Origin of the sequence: Pseudomonas sp. GL-R-26 (assembly GCF_019947365.1) — a bacterium.
Lineage (GTDB): Bacteria > Pseudomonadota > Gammaproteobacteria > Pseudomonadales > Pseudomonadaceae > Aquipseudomonas.
Genome location: NZ_JAGYGI010000007.1, coordinates 68,499 through 88,067, shown reverse-complemented (window position 1 = coordinate 88,067; position 19,569 = coordinate 68,499). Strand labels below are relative to the sequence as shown.

At 59.7% G+C, this 19,569-nt stretch carries 16 protein-coding genes; 3 read left to right on the top strand and 13 right to left on the bottom strand.

Features of this window, described 5'->3' with window-relative positions:
- Window positions 1-383: 383 nt before the first annotated feature.
- A complete protein-coding gene (gene xerC / locus KGA96_RS09655) occupies window positions 384-1,322 on the top strand; it encodes a tyrosine recombinase XerC (RefSeq protein WP_046037086.1) in 939 nt (312 codons plus the stop codon).
- Between the two features lie 4 nt (window positions 1,323-1,326).
- Here xerC and KGA96_RS09650 read toward each other — a convergent pair whose 3' ends face one another.
- The 9 genes from KGA96_RS09650 to KGA96_RS09610 form a co-directional block, all read right to left on the bottom strand.
- Window positions 1,327-2,397 (bottom strand): ABC transporter ATP-binding protein, encoded by a 1,071-nt coding sequence (locus tag KGA96_RS09650; RefSeq protein ID WP_223512586.1) that lies wholly within the window; start codon window positions 2,395-2,397, stop codon window positions 1,327-1,329.
- On the bottom strand, window positions 2,394-3,992 hold the full coding sequence (locus tag KGA96_RS09645) for an ABC transporter permease (protein WP_223466996.1): 1,599 nt from the start codon (window positions 3,990-3,992) through the stop codon (window positions 2,394-2,396). The genes KGA96_RS09650 and KGA96_RS09645 overlap by 4 nt, the downstream gene beginning before the upstream one ends.
- Window positions 3,993-3,996: 4 nt before the next feature.
- Window positions 3,997-5,010, bottom strand: a complete 1,014-nt coding sequence (locus KGA96_RS09640) for an iron ABC transporter substrate-binding protein (protein ID WP_046037084.1) — start codon at window positions 5,008-5,010, stop codon at window positions 3,997-3,999.
- A 437-nt stretch (window positions 5,011-5,447) separates the two neighbouring features.
- Window positions 5,448-7,169, bottom strand: a complete 1,722-nt coding sequence (gene arnT, locus KGA96_RS09635; protein ID WP_223512585.1) for a lipid IV(A) 4-amino-4-deoxy-L-arabinosyltransferase — start codon at window positions 7,167-7,169, stop codon at window positions 5,448-5,450.
- Window positions 7,170-7,345: 176 nt separating this feature from the next.
- The gene (locus KGA96_RS09630; RefSeq protein ID WP_223512583.1) at window positions 7,346-8,002 is read right to left on the bottom strand and encodes a histidine phosphatase family protein; all 657 of its coding nucleotides are present in this window, start codon (window positions 8,000-8,002) and stop codon (window positions 7,346-7,348) included.
- 284 nt (window positions 8,003-8,286) lie between these two features.
- Window positions 8,287-8,844 (bottom strand): membrane integrity-associated transporter subunit PqiC, encoded by a 558-nt coding sequence (locus KGA96_RS09625; RefSeq protein WP_046037081.1) that lies wholly within the window; start codon window positions 8,842-8,844, stop codon window positions 8,287-8,289.
- Window positions 8,845-8,861: 17 nt separating this feature from the next.
- Window positions 8,862-10,538, bottom strand: coding sequence for an intermembrane transport protein PqiB (locus KGA96_RS09620; RefSeq protein WP_046037080.1), 1,677 nt, complete (start codon window positions 10,536-10,538; stop codon window positions 8,862-8,864).
- The gene (locus KGA96_RS09615; protein ID WP_046037079.1) at window positions 10,519-11,175 is read right to left on the bottom strand and encodes a paraquat-inducible protein A; all 657 of its coding nucleotides are present in this window, start codon (window positions 11,173-11,175) and stop codon (window positions 10,519-10,521) included. The genes KGA96_RS09620 and KGA96_RS09615 overlap by 20 nt, the downstream gene beginning before the upstream one ends.
- Window positions 11,172-11,768 (bottom strand): paraquat-inducible protein A, encoded by a 597-nt coding sequence (locus tag KGA96_RS09610; RefSeq protein WP_046037077.1) that lies wholly within the window; start codon window positions 11,766-11,768, stop codon window positions 11,172-11,174. The genes KGA96_RS09615 and KGA96_RS09610 overlap by 4 nt, the downstream gene beginning before the upstream one ends.
- A 370-nt stretch (window positions 11,769-12,138) precedes the next feature.
- On the opposite strand from KGA96_RS09610, the gene KGA96_RS09605 reads away from it, so the two are divergent.
- Entirely contained in the window at window positions 12,139-13,791 is a 1,653-nt protein-coding gene (locus KGA96_RS09605) for an arylsulfatase (RefSeq protein WP_223512578.1), read from the top strand.
- Between the two features lie 94 nt (window positions 13,792-13,885).
- Here KGA96_RS09605 and KGA96_RS09600 read toward each other — a convergent pair whose 3' ends face one another.
- From KGA96_RS09600 to KGA96_RS09590, 3 genes are all read right to left on the bottom strand, one after another.
- Window positions 13,886-15,187 (bottom strand): NAD(P)/FAD-dependent oxidoreductase, encoded by a 1,302-nt coding sequence (locus KGA96_RS09600; protein ID WP_223512576.1) that lies wholly within the window; start codon window positions 15,185-15,187, stop codon window positions 13,886-13,888.
- A complete protein-coding gene (locus KGA96_RS09595; protein WP_223512572.1) occupies window positions 15,184-16,272 on the bottom strand; it encodes a polyamine ABC transporter substrate-binding protein in 1,089 nt (362 codons plus the stop codon). The genes KGA96_RS09600 and KGA96_RS09595 overlap by 4 nt, the downstream gene beginning before the upstream one ends.
- A gap of 144 nt (window positions 16,273-16,416) precedes the next feature.
- Window positions 16,417-17,775, bottom strand: a complete 1,359-nt coding sequence (locus KGA96_RS09590; protein WP_046037073.1) for a glutamine synthetase family protein — start codon at window positions 17,773-17,775, stop codon at window positions 16,417-16,419.
- Window positions 17,776-17,937: 162 nt separating this feature from the next.
- Here KGA96_RS09590 and KGA96_RS09585 point away from each other — a divergent pair, with 162 nt between their 5' ends.
- Entirely contained in the window at window positions 17,938-18,870 is a 933-nt protein-coding gene (locus tag KGA96_RS09585) for a helix-turn-helix domain-containing protein (RefSeq protein ID WP_046037072.1), read from the top strand.
- Here KGA96_RS09585 and KGA96_RS09580 read toward each other — a convergent pair.
- Window positions 18,867-19,463, bottom strand: a complete 597-nt coding sequence (locus tag KGA96_RS09580; protein ID WP_046037071.1) for a cupin domain-containing protein — start codon at window positions 19,461-19,463, stop codon at window positions 18,867-18,869. The two genes, KGA96_RS09585 and KGA96_RS09580, sit on opposite strands and share 4 nt — an antisense overlap.
- Window positions 19,464-19,569 lie beyond the last annotated feature (106 nt).

Genomic DNA, 19,569 nt, shown 5'->3' with positions numbered 1-19,569 from the left:
AGGGGCTGAAAACGTAAATAGCCTTTGAGGCTAAAAGGGATCCAAAAATCATCATAGACGCTAAATCAGAATCTGCATCAAATCAACTAGTTACTGGATGGAAGCAAAAAACTGCGTCAGTTGACTTTTTTCGCGATGGCCGGCAGGTTGGGCATCCGTATGGGCAGCGCCGAGTTTATAGAAGGTTATGCCCGATTTTGTGAAAGGAACATGAAAAAACGGTTGGGGAATCGTTTTATCTGAAGGCTATTAAGCCGCTGTTCAGACTTCTTCCGGTTATCGCGTTTTTTAGGAAAAGTCCTACAGAAGTATTGTCATTTATTTGATGGTTATTTCACTTCTTAGTTGTTTCATTGAACTGTTTACATTCAAGGCCGTTTCGTTTGATTGACTTACCTGTTACTGACTCACGCTCACCCCTCACCAATCCGCTGACCCTGTATCTGGCGCGACTGGCGCCATCCAGCCAACTGACCATGCGTTATGTGCTGCAGGATGCCGCCGACCGCCTGGGCTTCGAAGACCACGATATCGAGGAAATCCCCTGGCACAACCTGCAGCCCGAGGACGTCATTGCGCTGGTGGCCACCTTGCGTTCGGACGGCTATGCGCCGAACACGTCTTCGCTCTATGTCAACGCGGTGCGCGGGGTGATGAACGAAGCGTGGCGCATGAGCCTGATCTCTCAGGATCACCTGTTGAAGATGCGTTCGGTGAAGGGCATGGCCGGTACACGGCTGTCCCAGGGGCGCAATCTCAGGCGCACGCTGATCCAGGAGCTGATGGCGGTCTGCGCCGCCGATCCACGGCCGCAAGGTCTGCGGGATGCGGCGATCATCGGGATTTTGTACGGTTCGGGAATGCGCAAGTCCGAATCGGTGAACCTGGAGCTGAACCAGGTCGATTTCACCGAGCGCAGCCTGCGGGTGACGGCCAAGGGCAACAAGCAGTTGATCAAGTATGCCCCGGCCTGGGCCTTCGCCAAGCTTGAAGCCTGGCTTGAGCTGCGCCGCTCGCTGCTCAAGGAAGGGGAGTCGGACGACACGTTCCTGTTCAACCGCATCCGCCGCGGCAGCCATATCACCCGTGAGCGCATCACCAAACACGCGATTTACTACATCGCCCGGCAACGGGGCGCGCAGGTCGGGGTGAAAATCATGCCCCACGACTTCCGGCGTTCATTTATCACCCGGGTAATCGAAGAGCATGACTTGTCGATTGCGCAGAAGCTGGCGCACCACAGCAACATCCAGACCACGGCCAATTACGATGTACGCGATGACAACGAGCGGCGTCGGGCAGTGGATCGATTCGACCTGTGAACGATCACATTTCGCTCAGTACATGGGCATGGCCGATGGTCGAGACTTGAACCGAGCTACCGGCCGGTGGCGCATACATGCCTGAACTGCGCACCAGCATGGATCGACCCGGTTGCTCGCTATGGGCCAACGGCTGGAGCTCCACCGTCAGCGTGCAGGTGTTGCCGCTGAAATCCCGATCGGTGACCAGGGCCCGGCAACCGCTGGCTTCCGGGTCGCTGGGGTGGACGCTTGCCAGTTGCAGCTGTTCGGGTCGCAGCATGATCTGCGCCGAGCGGTTGTTGCGGTGGTTGTTGACCGGGATCCGCCCCAGGTCGCAATGGGCCCAACCGGCCTCGATGCGTGCGGGCATGACCACGGCATCCCCCAGGAACAGCGCAGTCTGTTCGTCTTCTGGATAACGGTAAAGGTCCAGCGGGTGCCCCGACTGTACCAGTCGGCCATGACGCATCACCGCCAGCTGGTCGGCGAACGACAGGGCTTCACTCTGGTCATGGGTGACCAGGATGGTGGTGACGCCCGCGTCTTCCAGCAGTCGCGCAACCATCTTGCGCATCGCCGCACGCAATCCGGTATCGAGCGCCGAAAAAGGTTCGTCCAGCAGCATCAGTCGTGGCTGTTGCGCCAACGCCCGGGCCAGGGCCACGCGCTGTTGCTGGCCGCCGGACAATTCATGGGGCCAGCGCCCGGCCATCTTCGCGTCCAGGGCCACGCTGTCCATCAGTTCGGCGACGCGCTGCTGTTTTTCAGTGCCCTTGGTCGCCAGGCCGAAGCCGATGTTCGCCGCCACGGTCATGTGCGGGAACAGTGCGCCGTCCTGCGGCACGTAGCCGATCAGGCGTTGATGGGCCGGCACTTCGTGGGTACCGTCGACCAGGGTCTGACCATTGAGCGAAAGACGTCCGGCATCGGGGAATTCGAAGCCGGCGATCATCCGCAGCAACGTGGTTTTACCCGAGCCGGACGGGCCGACAATGACCGTGCGACTGCCGCTCGGCACCGACAGGCTGACGTTGTCCAGGGCGCAATGGGCGCCATAGGACTTGTAGAGGGCATTCAATTCAAGAGTGTTCATCGGCCAGCCGTTTTTTTCGATTGGTGATAAAGAAGTCCGGTCAACGGCAGCGACAGCACAACCATCAATACGGCGTATGGCGCAGCGGCCGCGTAATCGATTTCGCTGGTCATGGCCCAGAATCCGGTCGCCAGGGTGCGCGTACCATTCGGGGCCAGCAGCAGGGTGGCGGTCAATTCGTTGGTGATCGCCAGGAACACCAGCGCCGCGCCGGCGGCTGCCCCCGGTGCGGCCAGGCGCAAGGTGATCAGCCACAGTGCCCGGGCCGGCGAGCGGCCAAGGCTGCGGGCAATGTTTTCCAGTTCCACCGGGGCCTGGGCAATGCCTGCGCGCAGGCTCACCAGGGCGCGGGGCAGGAACATCAACAGGTACGCCAGCAGGACGGTGAAGGTGGTCTGGTAGATCGGCCGGGCAAAATGGATCGTGACGGTCACCAGTGCCAGCGCCACGATAATGCCCGGCAAGGAACTGGTGATGTAGTTGCAGCTTTCCAGTACCCGTTGCATTCGGCCCGGGTAACGGATCGACAGCCAGGCAATCGGGATCGCCGCGCAGGTGGTCAGCGCCGCGCCCGCGATGCCGAGCAACAGGGTTTGCTCCAGCGCGGGCAACAATTCGGCCATGTCCCAGACTTCCACACCGCCGGCAATGAGCCATTTACCCAGAGTGATCAAGGGTACGCCCAGGGCCAGGGCGCAGGTCACGATTTGCAGCGTCAGCGAGAACAGGGTGGATACCGGTTTCAGGTACACGACCCGTTGCTCCCGGGCGCTTCCGGAACCGACCCGAGCGTAACGCGCGGAGCCCCGTGCGGCGGATTCGGCCGTCAGCATTGCGAGGCAACACAGCGCCAGCACACTGGCCAGCATGTGTGCAGCCGCACCGTTGAAGGTCGATTTGAACTGATCGAAGATCGCGGTGGTAAAGGTGTCAAAGCGGATCATCGCGTACAGGCCATATTCGGCCAGCAGGTGCAGGCCGACCAGCAAGGCGCCGCCGCAGATCGCCAGGCGCAATTGCGGCAATACCACACGGAAAAACACTTTCCAGGGCTTGAGCCCCATGGATTCGGCGACGTCTTCGATGGCCGGATCGAGCCGACGCAAAGTGGCCGCCACCGGCAAATACAGGAAGGGGAAGTAGGCGATGACCGAGACCAGGACACCGGCAAACAAGCCGTGAATCGGTGGCACCAGGCTGACCCAGGCGTAGCTGTGAACGAACGCAGGCACCGCCAGCGGCGCGGTGGCCAGCAACGACCACCAGCGCCGCCCCGGCAGATTCGTGCGTTCCGTGAGCCACGCCAGCGTCACCCCCAGTGCGACGCACAAGGGAATCGTCAGCAGCACCAGCAACACGGTGTTGACCAGCAGTTCACCGACACGAGGGCGGAACACCAGGGCCACAACGGTTGACCAGCCTGTCTGCAGGGACACGCCAATAACGTAAGCGATCGGTAGCAGTGCCAGTAATGAAACCAGCACCGACAAACCGATCACCCATACACCGCCACGTCCCGCAAAGACTCCGCGGGATCGTCGACGCAAATGTGCGGGTGTCGCCTCAGCGACCTCCGCAGGCAGGGTTTCTGGCATCAATTTAGAGCAGTCCGGCCTGTGTCATCAGCTCTACGGCTTTTTTGCTGTCGAGCTTGGAAGCATCGACAGTCGGCGCATCGAGTTGATTCAGAGGCACCAGTTTAGGGTTGGATTCAGCGTTCTTGCCCACGGCGTACTCAAACGACTTGCCGTTCTTCAGGACAGCCTGGCCATCCTTGCCGGTAATGTATTTGAGGAACGCCTGGGCTTGTTCTTTGTGTTTGCTGGAAGCGAGGACGCCGCCGCCGGAGATGCTAACAAAAGCGCCCGGGTCTTTGTGCTTGAAATAGTACAGGGCAGTGTTCTTGCTGTTTTCGCCGGTCTTGGACTGATCGACCAGGCTGTAATAGTGGTAGATCACGCCGCTGTCGATCTGCCCGGCATTCACCGCTTTGAGTACCGAACTGTTGCCACGGTAGTTGGCGTAATTGGTTTTCATCGCTTTCAGCCATTCCAGCGTGGCGGCTTCACCCTTTTGTTCCAGGATGGCAGCGACGATGGCCTGGAAGTCAGCACCGCCTGGCGACGCGGCCCAGCGTCCTTTCCAGCTTGGATCGGCCAGGTCCATGATCGATTTCGGCAGATTGGATTCCGACAGTTTGCTTGGGTTGTAAACAAATACCGTGGAGCGCGCGGCAATCCCGACCCATTTGCCGTGGGCCGGGCGGTAGGCGGAGTCAATCTGTTCCAGAGTGTTTTTGTCGACTGGCGTAAACAGCCCGGCGTTGTCGACCAGGACCATGGCCGGGGAGTTTTCGGTCAGGAACACGTCCGCCGGAGAAGCCGCGCCTTCCTGCACGATCTGGTTGCCCATCTCGGTGTCATCACCGTTGCGCAGGGTGACAGGAATACCGGTCTCCTGGGTAAAACCCTCGACCCAGGCCTTGGTCAGGCCTTCGTGTTGCGCGTTGTACACCACGATGCCGACGGAGTCAGCGGCATAGATCTGACCAGCGCTCAGCAAAGCGGTGGCCAGCAGGGCTTTTTTCAAGAACGAAGGGATGTGGGGAATCATTCTGCGGGCTGCTCCTGGTGCATTTTTTTGAAAGTCATACGCATTGAAACGCTTGTAAACCAATGCGAATCATTTGCATGTTTTGAATGGCAGGGAATGTAGAGATCCAAATGAGAAAATAACGTCAAAAAAACCGTTAATACATGTAATTTTCATTCAGATTAGCAGCACTGTGCCCACAGTGGATCGACTCGTCCATAAAACGATGTCGTCGATCTGAATATGGCGCTGCCCCGGCTGCCTTTTGTCGTGTCTTCGACGCACCTGACGGTGCCAGTTGCTGCTGGCCCCCGCTGGGTTCACCAGGGTTGCGAAAGGACAGCTCGGCGATTGCCGGTGCGCCGAGGAACTGGTCCACCCAGTTCAGCTCGTCGTCAACGGCCCAACCGGGGGAGATATAGCGGATGCCTTGCCGGCGATTTTTTGTGTCCTGCCAGTCAGGGCTGGATTGGCGGGAAGATCAGGACCTGCATATCGCCGCGCTGATAGCGTTTGCCGTCGGTGGGCAGCGCCTCGACTTCCTGAATCTCGGCGACGCTGTTGACCCTCATCACCACCCCGACCGAGCCCTTCTTACGCGCCTCGGTCATCCATTGGCCGACATCGTGCTGTGTCACTTTGCGCGAGGCCGCAGCTGGATCCGAAAGGCCGTACTTCATCTCGCCGATGACGTTGTAGAGCGTTACTTCCGGTCGCCTGGTCAGCCACGACAGGGCCGAGGCCGCCCCCAGGTCGTTGCTCAGCAGCGTGGTGGTCTGGTTCAGGCTGTCCAGGTGTTCGGAGATAAACCGGTCGGGCATCTTGCTGTCGACGATCTGGCTCGGCATAGCGGCAGGAAGCAGCGCCACCAGCAGCCAGATGCCGAGGGCCGGCATCGCCCATAACGTCAATGGCCGCAGGATTTGCAGGGCGTTGGCGATGATCCAGCCCAGCAGCACGATGAACGCCAGGGACAGGCTGAACATCTCGGTATTTTCGAAAATCTCTTTGCTCAATTGCAGGTAAAGCAACGCAATCATGGCCGTCGTGGCAATGATGACGTTGAGCCAACCGTTGAAACGAATTGTCCGTGATTTGGATTGTTCCAAAAGACCGGTCAGCGCGTGACCCATCAGCAGCGCCAGGGGCAACAGGCAAGGCATGATGTAGGTCGGCAGCTTGCCGCTGCTCATGCTGAAAATCGCCAGCGGCAGCAACAACCAGAGCAGGAGAAAACCGCTGACGGGTTGGCGCTTGTTTTTCCAGGCCTGGATGAACGTCGTCGGCAACAACACAGTCCAGGGCAGGGCGCAAACCACCAGCATCGGCAAGTAGAACCACCACGGACGGGCGTGTTGCGCATTGTCGGCGGCAAAGCGGCGTACGTGCTCGTTCCAGAAGAAGAAATTCCAGAAATCCGGTTCCTGATGATGGATGGCCAGCGCCCAGGGCAGGCAGACGGCCGCGGCGACCACAACAGCCAATGGCCCGTAACGCAACAGCTCGCCAATGCGGCGCTGCCAGACCATATAGGGCAGGGCGATCACCGCCGGCAGCAGCCAGGCCAGAAAGCCCTTGGTCATGAAGCCCATGCCGCAGGCGATGCCCAGGACCGCCCAGGCACCGAGGCGGGCACGCGTGGTGCGGCTGTCGATGGCAAACCACAGGGAAACCAGGCTCAGGTTGACCCAGAGGGTGAACTGCGGATCGAGGTTGGCGTACCCGGCCTGACCGGCAATCAGCCCGAAGCTCATGTAGAGCAGCGCGCAGGCGAAGCTTTTACGTGGGTCGCCCCAGAACCGGCGGGCAATCAGGTAGGTCAGCCACACGCTCAGCCCGGTACTCAGCGCTGACGCGATGCGCACCCCGAACAGATTGTCACCAAACACCGCTTGGCCGATGGCAATCATCCAGTACCCGGCAATCGGTTTCTCGAAGTAACGAAGGCCCATGAAGTGCGGCGAGACCCAGTTCCCGCCCTGCAGCATTTCCTGGCTGATCTGGGCATAACGGGTTTCATCGGGAATCCACAGGCCGTGGCTCATCAGCGGCAGCAAGTAGAACGCGATGAACGCGAGTACCAAGGCGAACAGCATCCAGCGCTCGTTGGCAGGCGCCGTTGGGGCGTGCAGGCGGAAAGAATGGCCAACAAAATCTGGCAATGGCTGATTTGACGTCATGACTCGACCTTGCGCTGAGAAAGGCTGCTTGAAGAGTGGTATGCAACTTGTCAGAGAGAAAACCGGAATGATACTGAACGGCGAGAAGTTCAATCACACTTCTCGCTGTTCTGTTCAGGTTTTATTCAGTCCGGCTTGAAATACCTTAGAACCAAAGTTCTCGATCCGTAGTGACTTCAGTTTTTTTCTTGTAACAGAGCGTTCCAGTCTTCGGCATTCACAATGCCGAGTACTTGCAATTGACCATTGCCATCGATTTGGACAAACAACGCGCTGCCGTACTCGGCGTCTTTCGCCGAATGCTTGAGGCCGGTCTGCTTTTCAAAGTCAGCGATGCAACCGCTGTGGGTCACCAGCACCAGGTTGCGATGGGCCACCTTGTGTGCCACGACATCGTTACGCAGAGTCGTGCCGCAGGTCGCCAGCCACTCCTGGGTCCGTGGGTCGCTATTGAACATGTAATGCGCGGTTTGCACCGTGCGTGTAACGGGGCTGGTCAGGATATCGGTCTGTGCCAGGCCCAGGCGCGCCAGGCCCTGGCCAACACCGGCCGCCGCTTCACTGCCGACACGGGTAATGCCGTCAGCCGGGCCCAGGCATGGGTTGCTGGAACGGTCGCAACGTTCGGCATGACGAACCAGCACCGCGATCTCGCCGGCACTCCAGTGTTGCAGCAATCGAGCCCGGGCTTGCGCGTCCTCCTGGGCCAGGTTGGTCGGGGATTTGGGCCACAGGAAAAAAACGGTGGCCAGCACGGCGACGGTCAGTGCACCAATGGCCACGACCGATCTGGACAGGCGCGAAGACGGTTTACGCGAGACAGAGTTGACCAAGTTTTTCCACCATTGGAGCGCCAGGGAAGTGCTGTCGACAAAGCCTGAAACAGCACAAAAAAATCCACCGAGACTAAGTTCGGCGAATTAACTGCAGCGAAAGCTACATCTCTGCAAGTGTCAGAGCAGTGAAAGGAATGTGAAAAAATTGCAGGAGAGGGTACCTCTAGTATTAGTCGGTAACTGGGAATTGTTATCTTTTTCTGTTGCTGAGAATTACAGCGAAAAACAGAAGGGCCGGATCAACGGCAAATTTGTCGCCGTTAATCCGGGGGCGAAGGTGTTCAGGGCGCAGGGCAACTCGCCTGTGGTCTGACGGCCGCCTGGCTGATCAGCGCGGCCAGGCGTTTGACGTTGTTTTGCTGGGCAAGCACCAGGTCATCGATGCTCGCGCCCGAGGGCGTTTGCAATGTGCTGCGGCAAATCAACCGCGCCGTGTCGCCGCTGCTGGCACTGCGAAGGCGCCATTCCACGTCCATCAAGGCGTACTGGCCGGGCACCGAGTCAAAACGCTGCACATCGATACGCACCGAATGTCGACCTTGTACAGGACTGTTGCTCAGTTGATCGACCAGCGCACTGCGCAATTCGTCCACGAGGGTGGCGCCCCACCATTGGGTTTCCAGGATCGCCAGGCCACTGTTGCCTTCGCGAATGACGATCTGCGCACGATCGACCTGGGGCGGCACACTGATCGTCTCGATCTGGATCACCCCGATGGTGGTCCTTGAGTGATTGCCCTGCTGGGTCGGGGTCAGGGTATGGAATTGAATCGGATCGCTGCGGCAGGCGGCGAGCAGCAACATCGCGGTGACCAGGGTGAACTTCAGCGGTAAAGCCATGGGTGTTGCTCCTGTGTTCAATTGCGCGGTGGCCCTTGCAGATCCACGGGCGCGGCATTGTTCGGACGACCGCGAAGCAGCGATTCCGGATGCCGTCCCAGGTAATCCGAAAGATCACGCAAGGATCTCGACGTGCGTCCCAGTTCATCCAGGGTTTGCCCCAGTTTTTCCCGTTGCGGCGAATCCTCGGCCAAGGTCGAACTGGCCGATTGCAGGGTCGAATTGGCGGTTTCCAGGGTCTTGCTGACATCCGACAGGGTGGTTTGCACGCCAGGCAGGATCTTGCCGTTGAATTGCATCATGCCTTTGCGCAGTTCGACGAGGTTGCCATCGAGATTGCCGGCGATACGCTCGATCGGCAGCTTGTTGATCTTGTCGACCATGGATTCGAGTTTTTCCTGCAATTGCTCGAGGCTGCCGGGAATGGTCGGAATCACGACCGGGCGTGCGTTTGCATCGAAGGCGACTTTGTCGGCCTTGGGGTAGAAGTCCAGGGCAATGTACAACTGGCCGGTCAGGAAGTTGCCGGTGCGGGCCTGGGCACGCAGGCCGTTTTCGATGAAGGTGCCGATCAAGCGTACGCCAGCGGCTTCGTTATTAGGGTCATGATTGAGCGCCTTGAGCATTTTGATGTGGGCCTGGCCCAGGCGCTGCGGGTAAATCACGATACCGACGTTGATTGGAAAGGAGCGTTTTTTCTCGTCGTAATCCAGATTGACCGCCACCACCTTGCCGATTTCAACACCGAGGAATTCCACCGGGGCGTCGACCTTGAGCCCGCGCAGTGCCTGGTCGAAGCGCATGGCCAGGTACTGCGGCTTGCCGTTTGGCGGGGCGAGGGCGGTTTGTTGGTCTTCGAACAGTTCGTAGGCGTACTCCGCGGCAGCAGGCTTATCGTTGGGGCTGTAGTCGGGCGCACGGAAGGCAATGCCGCCCACGAGCAAAGCAGACAAGGATTCGGTCTTGACCGCAAAACCATTGGCGCCGACGTTCACGTCAATGCCGCTGGCGTTCCAGAAACGGGTGTTTTCGGTGACGTACTTGTCATTGGGGGCATGGATGAACAGTTCTATGTTCACGCCCTTGCCATCCGGGTCCAGCGCGTAGGCCACTACCTGGCCTACGGGGATCTTGCGGTAGTAGACGGGCGAGCCGATATCCAGCGACCCCAGGTCCTGGGTGAACAGGGTGAAACGCTTGCCCGGCTCGCCGTAGGTGATGGGCGGCGGGTTCTCCAGCCCCGTGAAGTGCTTTGCCCGGCCGTTGGCCTGGCCGATATCGGCACCGATGTAATCGCCCGACAGCAACGTATCGATACCGGACACACCGCCCGCGCCAATGCGCGGCCGCACGACCCAGAACTGCGAATCTTCGCGGGTAAAGCTTTCGGCCTGCTTGGCCAGCTTGATGGTGGCGTTGACGCTCTTCTGGTCATTGGCCAGCTCCACATCGGACACATGACCAATCACGACATTGCGGTATTTGACCTCGGTCTTGTTCGCGGTCAGGCCGTCCCCGGTCTTGAACGTGATAATGATGGTCGGACCTTGCTGCAGAATGCTGTGAACCACCAGCGAAATACCCACCAGCACCGCTACGATCGGGACGATCCAGACCAGCGAAACGCTGAAGCGGCGGGTCTTGATCGGCGCCGGCCCGGGGGCTTGCGGCCCGTCAGTGGCTTGTGACTTCATCCGTGACCTCCTCATTGTGTGGGTTTTCCCGTTCTTTATCCCAGATCATGCGTGGATCGAAACTCATTGCCGACAGCATGGTGAACACCACCACCAGTCCAAAAAACAGAATGCCCGGGCGCGGTTCGATATCGGCCAGGGCCTGGAACTTGACCAGCGAGGCCACCAGGGCGACCACGATCACATCGAGCATCGACCAGTAACCGATGACCTCGACGAAGCGGTACAGCGTCGACCGTTCTTTACGTGCCCACTCGCTGTCGCGTTGCACGGTGACCAGCAGCAATGTGATGGCCACGAACTTGATGCCCGGCACCGCGATACTGGCAATGAAAATGATCAGGGCGATGTCCCAGGCCCCGGCTTCCCAGAACTCCAGCACGCCGCTCATGATCGTGCTGTCGGCGCCATGGCCGACCATTTCGGTGTTCATTACCGGCAACAGGTTGGCCGGGATGTAGAACACCAGGGACGCGATCATGAAGGCCCAGGTGCGGGTCAGCGAATTGGTTTTGCGCCGGTGCAGCGGGGCACCGCAACGCTCGCATTCGTGGGGCTTGAAGGTCATGTCGCAGGCCAGCCCGCAGGTGTGGCACAGGCACAGGTTGAGCTCGTCGGCGTAAGGAGGCGTGCTCATACAAGGTCCCATAGTTCGCGGATGTCGCGCCCGGCGATGCGGATCATCATCAGGCTCAGCGCAGCCAGGGCGAACAACCCGATGCCGGGCAGCACATCGAGCAGTCCGGCGAGCTTGATCACCGCGACCATGGCACCCAGCAGGCAGACTTCGAGCATGCTCCAGGGCCTCAGGGTTTCCAGCCAGCGCATGCAGAATTTGAATCCGGGCGAGCGTCGCCCGCTGAGGGCGAAGCCCAGTACCCAGATCAGCAGCATTAACTGGAAAATCGGCGCGATGATCATGGCGATTGCCGCCACCATGGCGATGAAGGTGATAGGCCCAAGGCTCAGGGCCAGCACCGAGTCCCAGAGCGTTGCGCTGTTCTTCACGCCTTTGAGGCTGATGCTCATCACCGGATAGAAATTGGCGAATATCCAGAGCATCAACGCGGTGAAGGTCAACGCAAGACGCTGTTCCACCGTGAGGCCGTTATAGCGCTGAAGCACGCCGCCACAGCGCGTACACAGGGTTTTTTGATGTTTGGCGAGCGTTACTTTTTGGTACACGCTGTCGCAGTGCTCGCAGATGATCAGCTGATCAGTAGTTGCCATGGGTCAAGCTCAACAGAAGGCAGGAAGTTCAGAGCACCCCCTCAATATAGAAGTGACTCGCAATTGAGCAAATCGAAAGTCGCAACCTGAACACTATCCGCCGCCGGGGGATGACTCGACCCAGGTATTTCACGGGAAGCAAGCGACGAACGACTTCGAATTCCACTTCCTGTAAGGCGCGTTTTTAAAATAACCGTACTAGGCTGACTCGGGTGCCTTGAGTAGCTACAGGAATTCAATTGCCTGGTCAGTTGAACACCTGGAACTAACAAGAGGGCATGGTTTGGGGGTAACTCACCAGGGTCCGGTCACGGATTACTTGAAAACAAGTGCCGGCCACAAGGATCCGTCCCGAAAAAGGAAGGTCGCCATGAAAAGACTCTCGCATCGCTCAAGGTTCTACATTGCAGGTTCATTACTGATAGCGCTTAACGGTATGGCCCAGGCTGCACAAACAGAAAAGCCCAATATCCTGTTCATCGTGTCCGACGATACCGGCTACGGCGATCTGGGTCCGTATGGTGGCGGCGTCGGCCGCGGCATGCCGACACCCAGCATCGACGAACTGGCCGCTGAGGGCACAACTTTTTACTCGTTCTACGCGCAACCGAGCTGCACGCCCGGGCGAGCCGCCATGCAGACCGGGCGCATCCCCAATCGCAGCGGCATGACCACTGTGGCCTTCCAGGGCCAGGGCGGTGGTTTGCCCGCCGCCGAGTGGACGCTGGCCTCGGTGCTCAAGACCGGCGGTTACGAGACCTACTTCACCGGCAAGTGGCACCTGGGTGAAGCCGACTATGCGCTGCCCAATGCCCAGGGTTATGACGTGATGAAATACGTCGGCCTCTATCACCTCAATGCCTACACCTACGCTGACCCGACATGGTTCCCCGACATGGACCCGGAAACCCGGGCGATGTTTGCCCAGGTGACCAAGGGCGCACTCTCGGGCAAGGCGGGAGAAAAGGCCGTCGAAGAGTTCAAGATCAACGGCCAGTATGTTGATACGCCGGTCATCGATGGCAAACCCGGTGTAGTCGGAATTCCCTACTTTGACGGTTATGTGGAAAAAGCCGCACTGGAATTCCTCGACACTGCCGCCAAATCCGACAAGCCGTTCTTCATCAACGTCAACTTCATGAAAGTGCACCAGCCGAACCTGCCGGCACCGGAGTTCGTTCACAAGTCGATCTCCAAGTCCAAGTACGCCGACTCGGTGGTCGAACTGGATACGCGCATCGGCCATATCATGGACAAGCTCAAGGCGCTGGGCCTGGATAAGAACACGCTGGTGGTCTACACCACCGACAACGGCGCCTGGCAGGACGTTTACCCGGACGCCGGCTATACGCCATTTCGTGGCACCAAGGGCACCGTGCGCGAGGGCGGTAACCGGGTCCCTGCGATCATGACCTGGCCCGGCAAAATCAAGCCCAATGCCAAGAACCACGACATTCTCGGCGGACTCGACCTGATGGCGACCTTCGCCTCGGTGGCCGGCATCAAGTTGCCGGAGAAGGATCGCGAAGGCCAGCCAATCTATTTCGACAGCTACGACATGACCCCGGTGATAACCGGCACTGGCCCCGACCCACGTAAAGAATGGTTCTACTTCACCGAAAACGAGTTGTCGCCGGGGGCTGTCCGCGTCGGGAGCTACAAGGCTGTATTCAACCTGCGGGGCGACAATGGTGCGCAGACCGGCGGCCTGGCGGTGGACTCCAACCTCGGCTGGAAAGGTGAAGCGAAGTACGTGGCGATCGTGCCGCAAGTGTTCGACCTGCTGCAGGACCCGCAGGAACGCTACGACGTCTTCATGAACAATTACACCGAGCACACCTGGACCATGGTGCCGATCAGCCAGGCGATCACCAAGTTGATGCAGACCTACGTCAAATACCCACCACGCAAACTGCAAAGCCTGGGGTACGACGGGCCGATCGAATTGTCGAAGTACCAGAAATTCCAGTCGATACGGGAAAGCTTGCAGAAGGAGGGCGTCAATATCTCTGTGCCTAACTAGCAGTGCGGCAGCGGTCTTGTTCAAGACCGCTGCTTTTCTCTCAGCCAGGTTGACTCATGTGTGGCGCGGGAACTTCCTCGCCACAGCTACCCGGTCAACCCAGCACTTCCCGCATCCGATACCAGAACATGCCAAGGGCCAGCAACGGTGAACGCAGGGCGCGTCCGCCGGGGAAGGTCATGTGCGGCACGGCACTGAACACGTCGAAGCCTTTGCTGTGGCCAGCATGGATCGCTTCGCCCAACAACTTCGCGCACCAGTGGGTCACGTTCAGGCCATGGCCGGAATAGCCCTGGGCGTAGAACACGTTCGGGTGCTGGCTCAGGCGCCCGACCTGGGGGAAGCGGTTGGCCGAAATGCCGATCTTGCCGCCCCACTGATAGTCGATGCGCACATCGGCCAGTTGCGGGAACACCTTGAGCATTTGCGGACGCATGTAGGCGCTGATGTCCGAAGGATCGCGCCCGGAGTAATGGCAGGCACCGCCGAACAGCAAACGCCGGTCAGCCGAGAGCCGGTAGTAATCCAGGCCGACCTTCTGGTCGCACAGCGCGACGTTGTGCGGGATCAGTTTTGCAGCGGCGTCTTCCGACAACGGTTCGGTGGCGATGATGTAGCTGCCTGCCGGGAGCACCTTGCCACTGAGCTTCGGTTCGAGCTCTTCCAGATGGGCATTGCAAGCCAGCACCAGCGTGCCTGCATTCACAGTGCCACCGGCACAGCGCACTTGCACCGTGCTGCCATGAATCAACTCCAGCACCGGGCTCTGCTCGAAAATTTGCACCCCTAGGGACTCGGCAACTTGCGCCTCGCCAAGGACCAGGTTCAGCGGATGCAAATGCCCCGAGCCCATGTCCACCAAGCCACCGGCATACACACCGGAGTTCACCACCTGTTCGCGGATTTGCTGCGGCGCGACCAGTCGGGTTTCAAAGGCATAACCGGAGTCGATCAGTTCCGCCTGCTCGGCCTTGAACGCTTTGAACTGGGCCGGGGTATTGGCCAGTTCGCAAAAGCCCCAGCTCAGGTCGCAATCGATGCCGTGCTCGCGGATGCGATTGGCCACGACTTGCACCGACTCGGTCCCGGCGTGTTCCAGGTATTGCACGCCATCGGCGCCGATGTGCTTGGCGAAACCGCTGACGTCATGGCCGATACCACGAATCAACTGGCCACCGTTGCGCCCGCTGGCGCCCCAGCCGACTCGCCGGGCTTCCAGCAGGACCACCGAGAGCCCACGCTGGGCCAGCTCGATGGCGGTGTTGATGCCGGTGAAACCCGCGCCGACCACGCAGACATCGGCCGTAAGGTCCGAGGCCAGCGCGGGACGCTGCCTCATGCCCTTGGCGGACGCCGCGTAATAGGAGTGGGTGTGTTCCTTGGTGTACTGATTCATTTGTTGGACTTCACTTTGCTCCACGAACGGGTCATCAGGCGCATGATCGACTGCGACGGCGTGGTGGAGATGTAGAGTTTGTCGAGGACTTCCTGGGACGGATAAACCTCGGGGTTGCTGACCAGCTCAGGGTCCATGTACTGCTTGGCGGCCGGGTTCGGGTTGGCGTAGCCGACCGAAGCGCTGACCTTGGCAATCACTTGCGGGTCCAACAGGTAGTTGACGAAGGCGTGGGCTTCTTTCGGGTTGCTGGCGTCGGCGGGGATGGCCAGCAGGTCGAACCACAGGTTGGCGCCTTCCTTGGGAATGGCGTAGGCGATGTTCACGCCGTTCTTGGCTTCCTTGGCGCGGTTGGCGGCCTGAAACACGTCGCCCGAGTAACCGAACGCCACGCAGATGTCGCCGTTGGCCAGGTCCGAGACGTACTTGGAGGAGTGGAAGTAAGTGATGTAGGGGCGGATCTGCAGCAGCTTGGCTTCGGCCTTTTTGTAGTCCTCGACACTTTCGCTGCGCGGGTCCATGCCCATGTAATTGAGCATCGCCGGGAACACTTCGTCCGCCGAGTCCATCATCGACACGCCGCAGGCGCTGAGCTTCTTGATGTTTTCCGGTTCGAACAGCACGGCCCAGGAGTCGATGTGATCGATGCCCAGCACTTGCTTGACCTTGTCGACGTTATAGCCGATGCCGTTGGTTCCCCACAGGTACGGCACCGAGTGCGAGTTGCCCGGATCGTTTTTCTCCAGTAGCGCCAGCAGTTTCGGGTCGAGGTTCTTGAAGTTCGGCAGTTGCTCGCGATCGAGCTTGAGGAACGCGCCGGCCTTTACCTGGCGGGCGAGGAAGTGGTTGGACGGCACCACCACGTCATACCCGGTACGACCGGCAAGCAGTTTGCCTTCCAGGGTTTCGTTGGAATCGAATACGTCGTAGATCACCTTGATCCCGGTTTTGGCCTGGAAGTCGACGAGGGTGGTTTCGCCGATGTAGTCAGTCCAGTTGTAGACACTGACCTGTGGCTGAGCCTGGGCAACGGCACTGAACAGAACCGCCAGTGCGGCCGGGACCACGGATTTCAAAAGACGCATGTCGATACCTCTTGGAATTATTGGGTTATACCGATGTTTCTTTGGTGTTCTGGCGGCCGTCTTCGCGAGCAGGCTCACTCCTACATGCATTCCCCTGTAGGAGCGAGCCTGCTCGCGATGAGGTCGTTATGGGCAGCGAAGATTTCAGACGCTGAGCATCAGGAACTCACGCTCCCACGAACTGATCACCCGTTTGAAGTTCTCGTGCTCGGCGCGTTTGACCGCGACATAGCCCCGCACGAACTTGCTGCCCAGGTAGCAGCTGATGGTGTCGCACTCTTCCATCTGGGTCAGGGCGTCCTCGATGGTGATCGGCAGGCGCAGGTTGCGACGCTCATAGGCGCGGCCCTGTACCGCAGCGCTCGGCTCGATACGCTCGACCATGCCCAGGTAACCACACAGCAGGCTGGCGGCGATGGCCAGGTACGGGTTGGCGTCGGCGCCCGGCAGACGGTTCTCGACGCGCATGGCGTCGGGGCTGGAGGTCGGTACGCGCAGGCCGACGGTGCGGTTTTCTTCGCCCCATTCGACGTTCACCGGTGCCGAGGTGTCCGGCAGGAAGCGGCGGAACGAGTTGACGTTCGGCGCGAACATCGGCAGCACTTTCGGGATGTACTTCTGCAGGCCGCCAATGTGGTGCAGGAACAACTCGCTCATGTTGCCATCGGCATCGGCAAAGATCGGCTGGCCGGTGGCGATGTCCACCACGCTCTGGTGAATGTGCATGGCGCTGCCAGGCTCGTCGCCGACCGGTTTGGCCATGAAGGTTGCCGCCACGTTGTGCTTGAGCGCCGCTTCACGCATGGTGCGTTTGAACACGGTGATCTGGTCAGCCAGGTCCAGGGCGTTGCCGTGACGGAAGTTGATTTCCATCTGCGCCGGGCCGTCTTCGTGGATCAGCGTGTCGAGGTCCAGACCTTGCAGTTCGCACCAGTCGTAGACGTCTTCGAACAGCGGGTCGAATTCGTTGGCCGCGTCGATGGAGAACGACTGACGACCGCTTTCGGCACGGCCCGAACGGCCCATCGGCGCCTTGAGTGGCAGGTCCGGGTCTTCGCAGCGCTGGGTCAGGTAGAACTCCATTTCCGGCGCGACAATCGGCCGCCAGCCTTTGTCGGTGTACAACTGCAGCACTTTCTTCAGCACGTTGCGCGGCGACAGTTCGATCGGGTTGCCGAACTTGTCGAAGGTGTCGTGGATCACGATGGCGGTCGGCTCGATGGCCCATGGCACCACGTAGACGGCGTCGGCGTCCGGCTTGCAGACCATGTCGATATCGGCCGGGTCGAGCAGGTCGTAGTAGATGTCGTCGTCGACAAAGTCCCCGGTTACCGTTTGCAGAAGGACACTTTCCGGCAGGCGCATGCCTCGCTCATGCAGGAACTTGTTGGTCGGTGCAATTTTGCCGCGTGCAATGCCGGTCAGATCGCTGACGACGCACTCGACTTCGGTAATCTTGTGATCTTTCAGCCAAGTGAACAGCTGATCGAAAGGGACATTCATAAAGACCTCGTTATTGGTTTTATTAACGCCAGGAGAGACCGGTTTCATCCGCCGGACACTTCCCCTGTAGCGCGTTGACGACTATCTTGTGCGAGCCTTGCAGTTCCATCTATCCACTTTAAGCAGCACAAAGCGCACCAAAAGAGTGCGTAAGGTCGCCCCATGACAGGTTCCAATTCCCTCCAGGTCCAAGCGTTCAACACCGCCGATGTCGCCGAGCAAATCCGCGCCACGCCGGGCTGGGTGCAGCAATACCAGCAGATGTCGCCGGGGCATTTCGCGGGCTTGGTGCGCTATCTGGATCTGCAGGGCGTGGAGATTTACGAAGAGTCGATGAACACCCGGGTCGAGCAGAATTTCAGCGCGCCCCAGGGTTCGTTGTCGTTCTGTTTCGATCGCGGCGACAACGCGCTGTACGTGTTGAATGGCGAAAGCCGCAACATCTGGATCACCCCGGAGAACTATCAGGAAATCGCCGTGGTGTTCGGGCCGGAGTTTGTAAAGCGCCACAGCCTCGACATCTCCAGGCTCGAAGGGCTGTTCATGGCACCGCTCAACTCCCAGCAGAACGCGCTGTTCTGCCGTTGGCTCAGCGGGACCCTGACGCGGCTGTCGCAGACCTTCGATCCACCGAGCCGCGAAGCGCTGACCCAGCAACTGCTGGAAGATTGCCTGTTCATCCTCGACAACGCCTGTGTCGGCCTCGACCAGGGGTCCCTGCAGCGTCGGGCCGGGGAGCGGTCGATCATGAAGCGGGTAGGGGAATGGGCCGCGGACACCCCGGAAGAACACCTCAATCTGCTGGAGTTGTCCCAGGTCGCGGGGGTTTCACTGCGCCAGTTGCAGCATGCGTTCAAGACCTACACCGGCATGTCGCCGACCCAGTGGCTGCGCCTGCGCCGCCTTAATAGCGCCCGACGCGAACTGCTCAGCCGCACGCCCACTCAAACCACCGTGGCCGAGGTGGCGATGCATTGGTCGTTCTGGCATCTGGGGCGGTTTTCCAGCAGCTACCGCGCGTTGTTCAACGAGCTGCCGAGTGACACGCTCAAGCGTGCGAGTACCAGTCAGGCAAGCGGTCGCCGCCGACGTTAGAACGTCGGCGGTGTAATCACCCAGATCACCACTGCATCGACATCGCCGGGGTTGCCGTAGCGGTGCGGTTCCTGGCTGGAAAAACTGAAGCTGTCGCCTTCATTGAGCTGGAAATGGCGTTCGCCGACCCACAACTCGAAACTCCCCGAGAGCAAGTAGCCGGCTTCTTCACCGTCGTGGCTGTAGCTCTGTTGGCTGTAGGTGCCGGGCGGGAAACGCGAGTGGAGCATTTCCAGTTGGCGGTTGGCCTGCGGCGTCAGCAACTGGTCGACGATGCCGTCTTCGTAATGCACGTTCAGGCGGCTGTTCTTGCGCACCACGACACCATCGTCTTCGGGCGCGGTGACCGCTTCACTGGCGAAGAACCACTGGATGGTGACGCCGAGGCTGCGGGCAATGTTGAACAGCGCCGGAATCGACGGGTAGGCGAGGTTGCGTTCCAGCTGGCTGATGTAGCCGGCGGTGAGTTCGCTCTGTTGCGCCAGTTCCGCCAGGGTCATGCCCCGGCGCTTGCGCAGGCCGCGAATGCGCGTGCCGAGAAAATGCGGTTCGGCGCGGCCTGATGCGGGCGGGGTCTTGCTGTTGTTGCTCATGGAAAATTCCGAACCGGGAAGAGGATCGCATCCCCTGTAGGAGCGAGCCTGCTCGCGATGCGGTGGGTCAGCCAACATTGATGTTGAATGCACTGACGCTATCGCG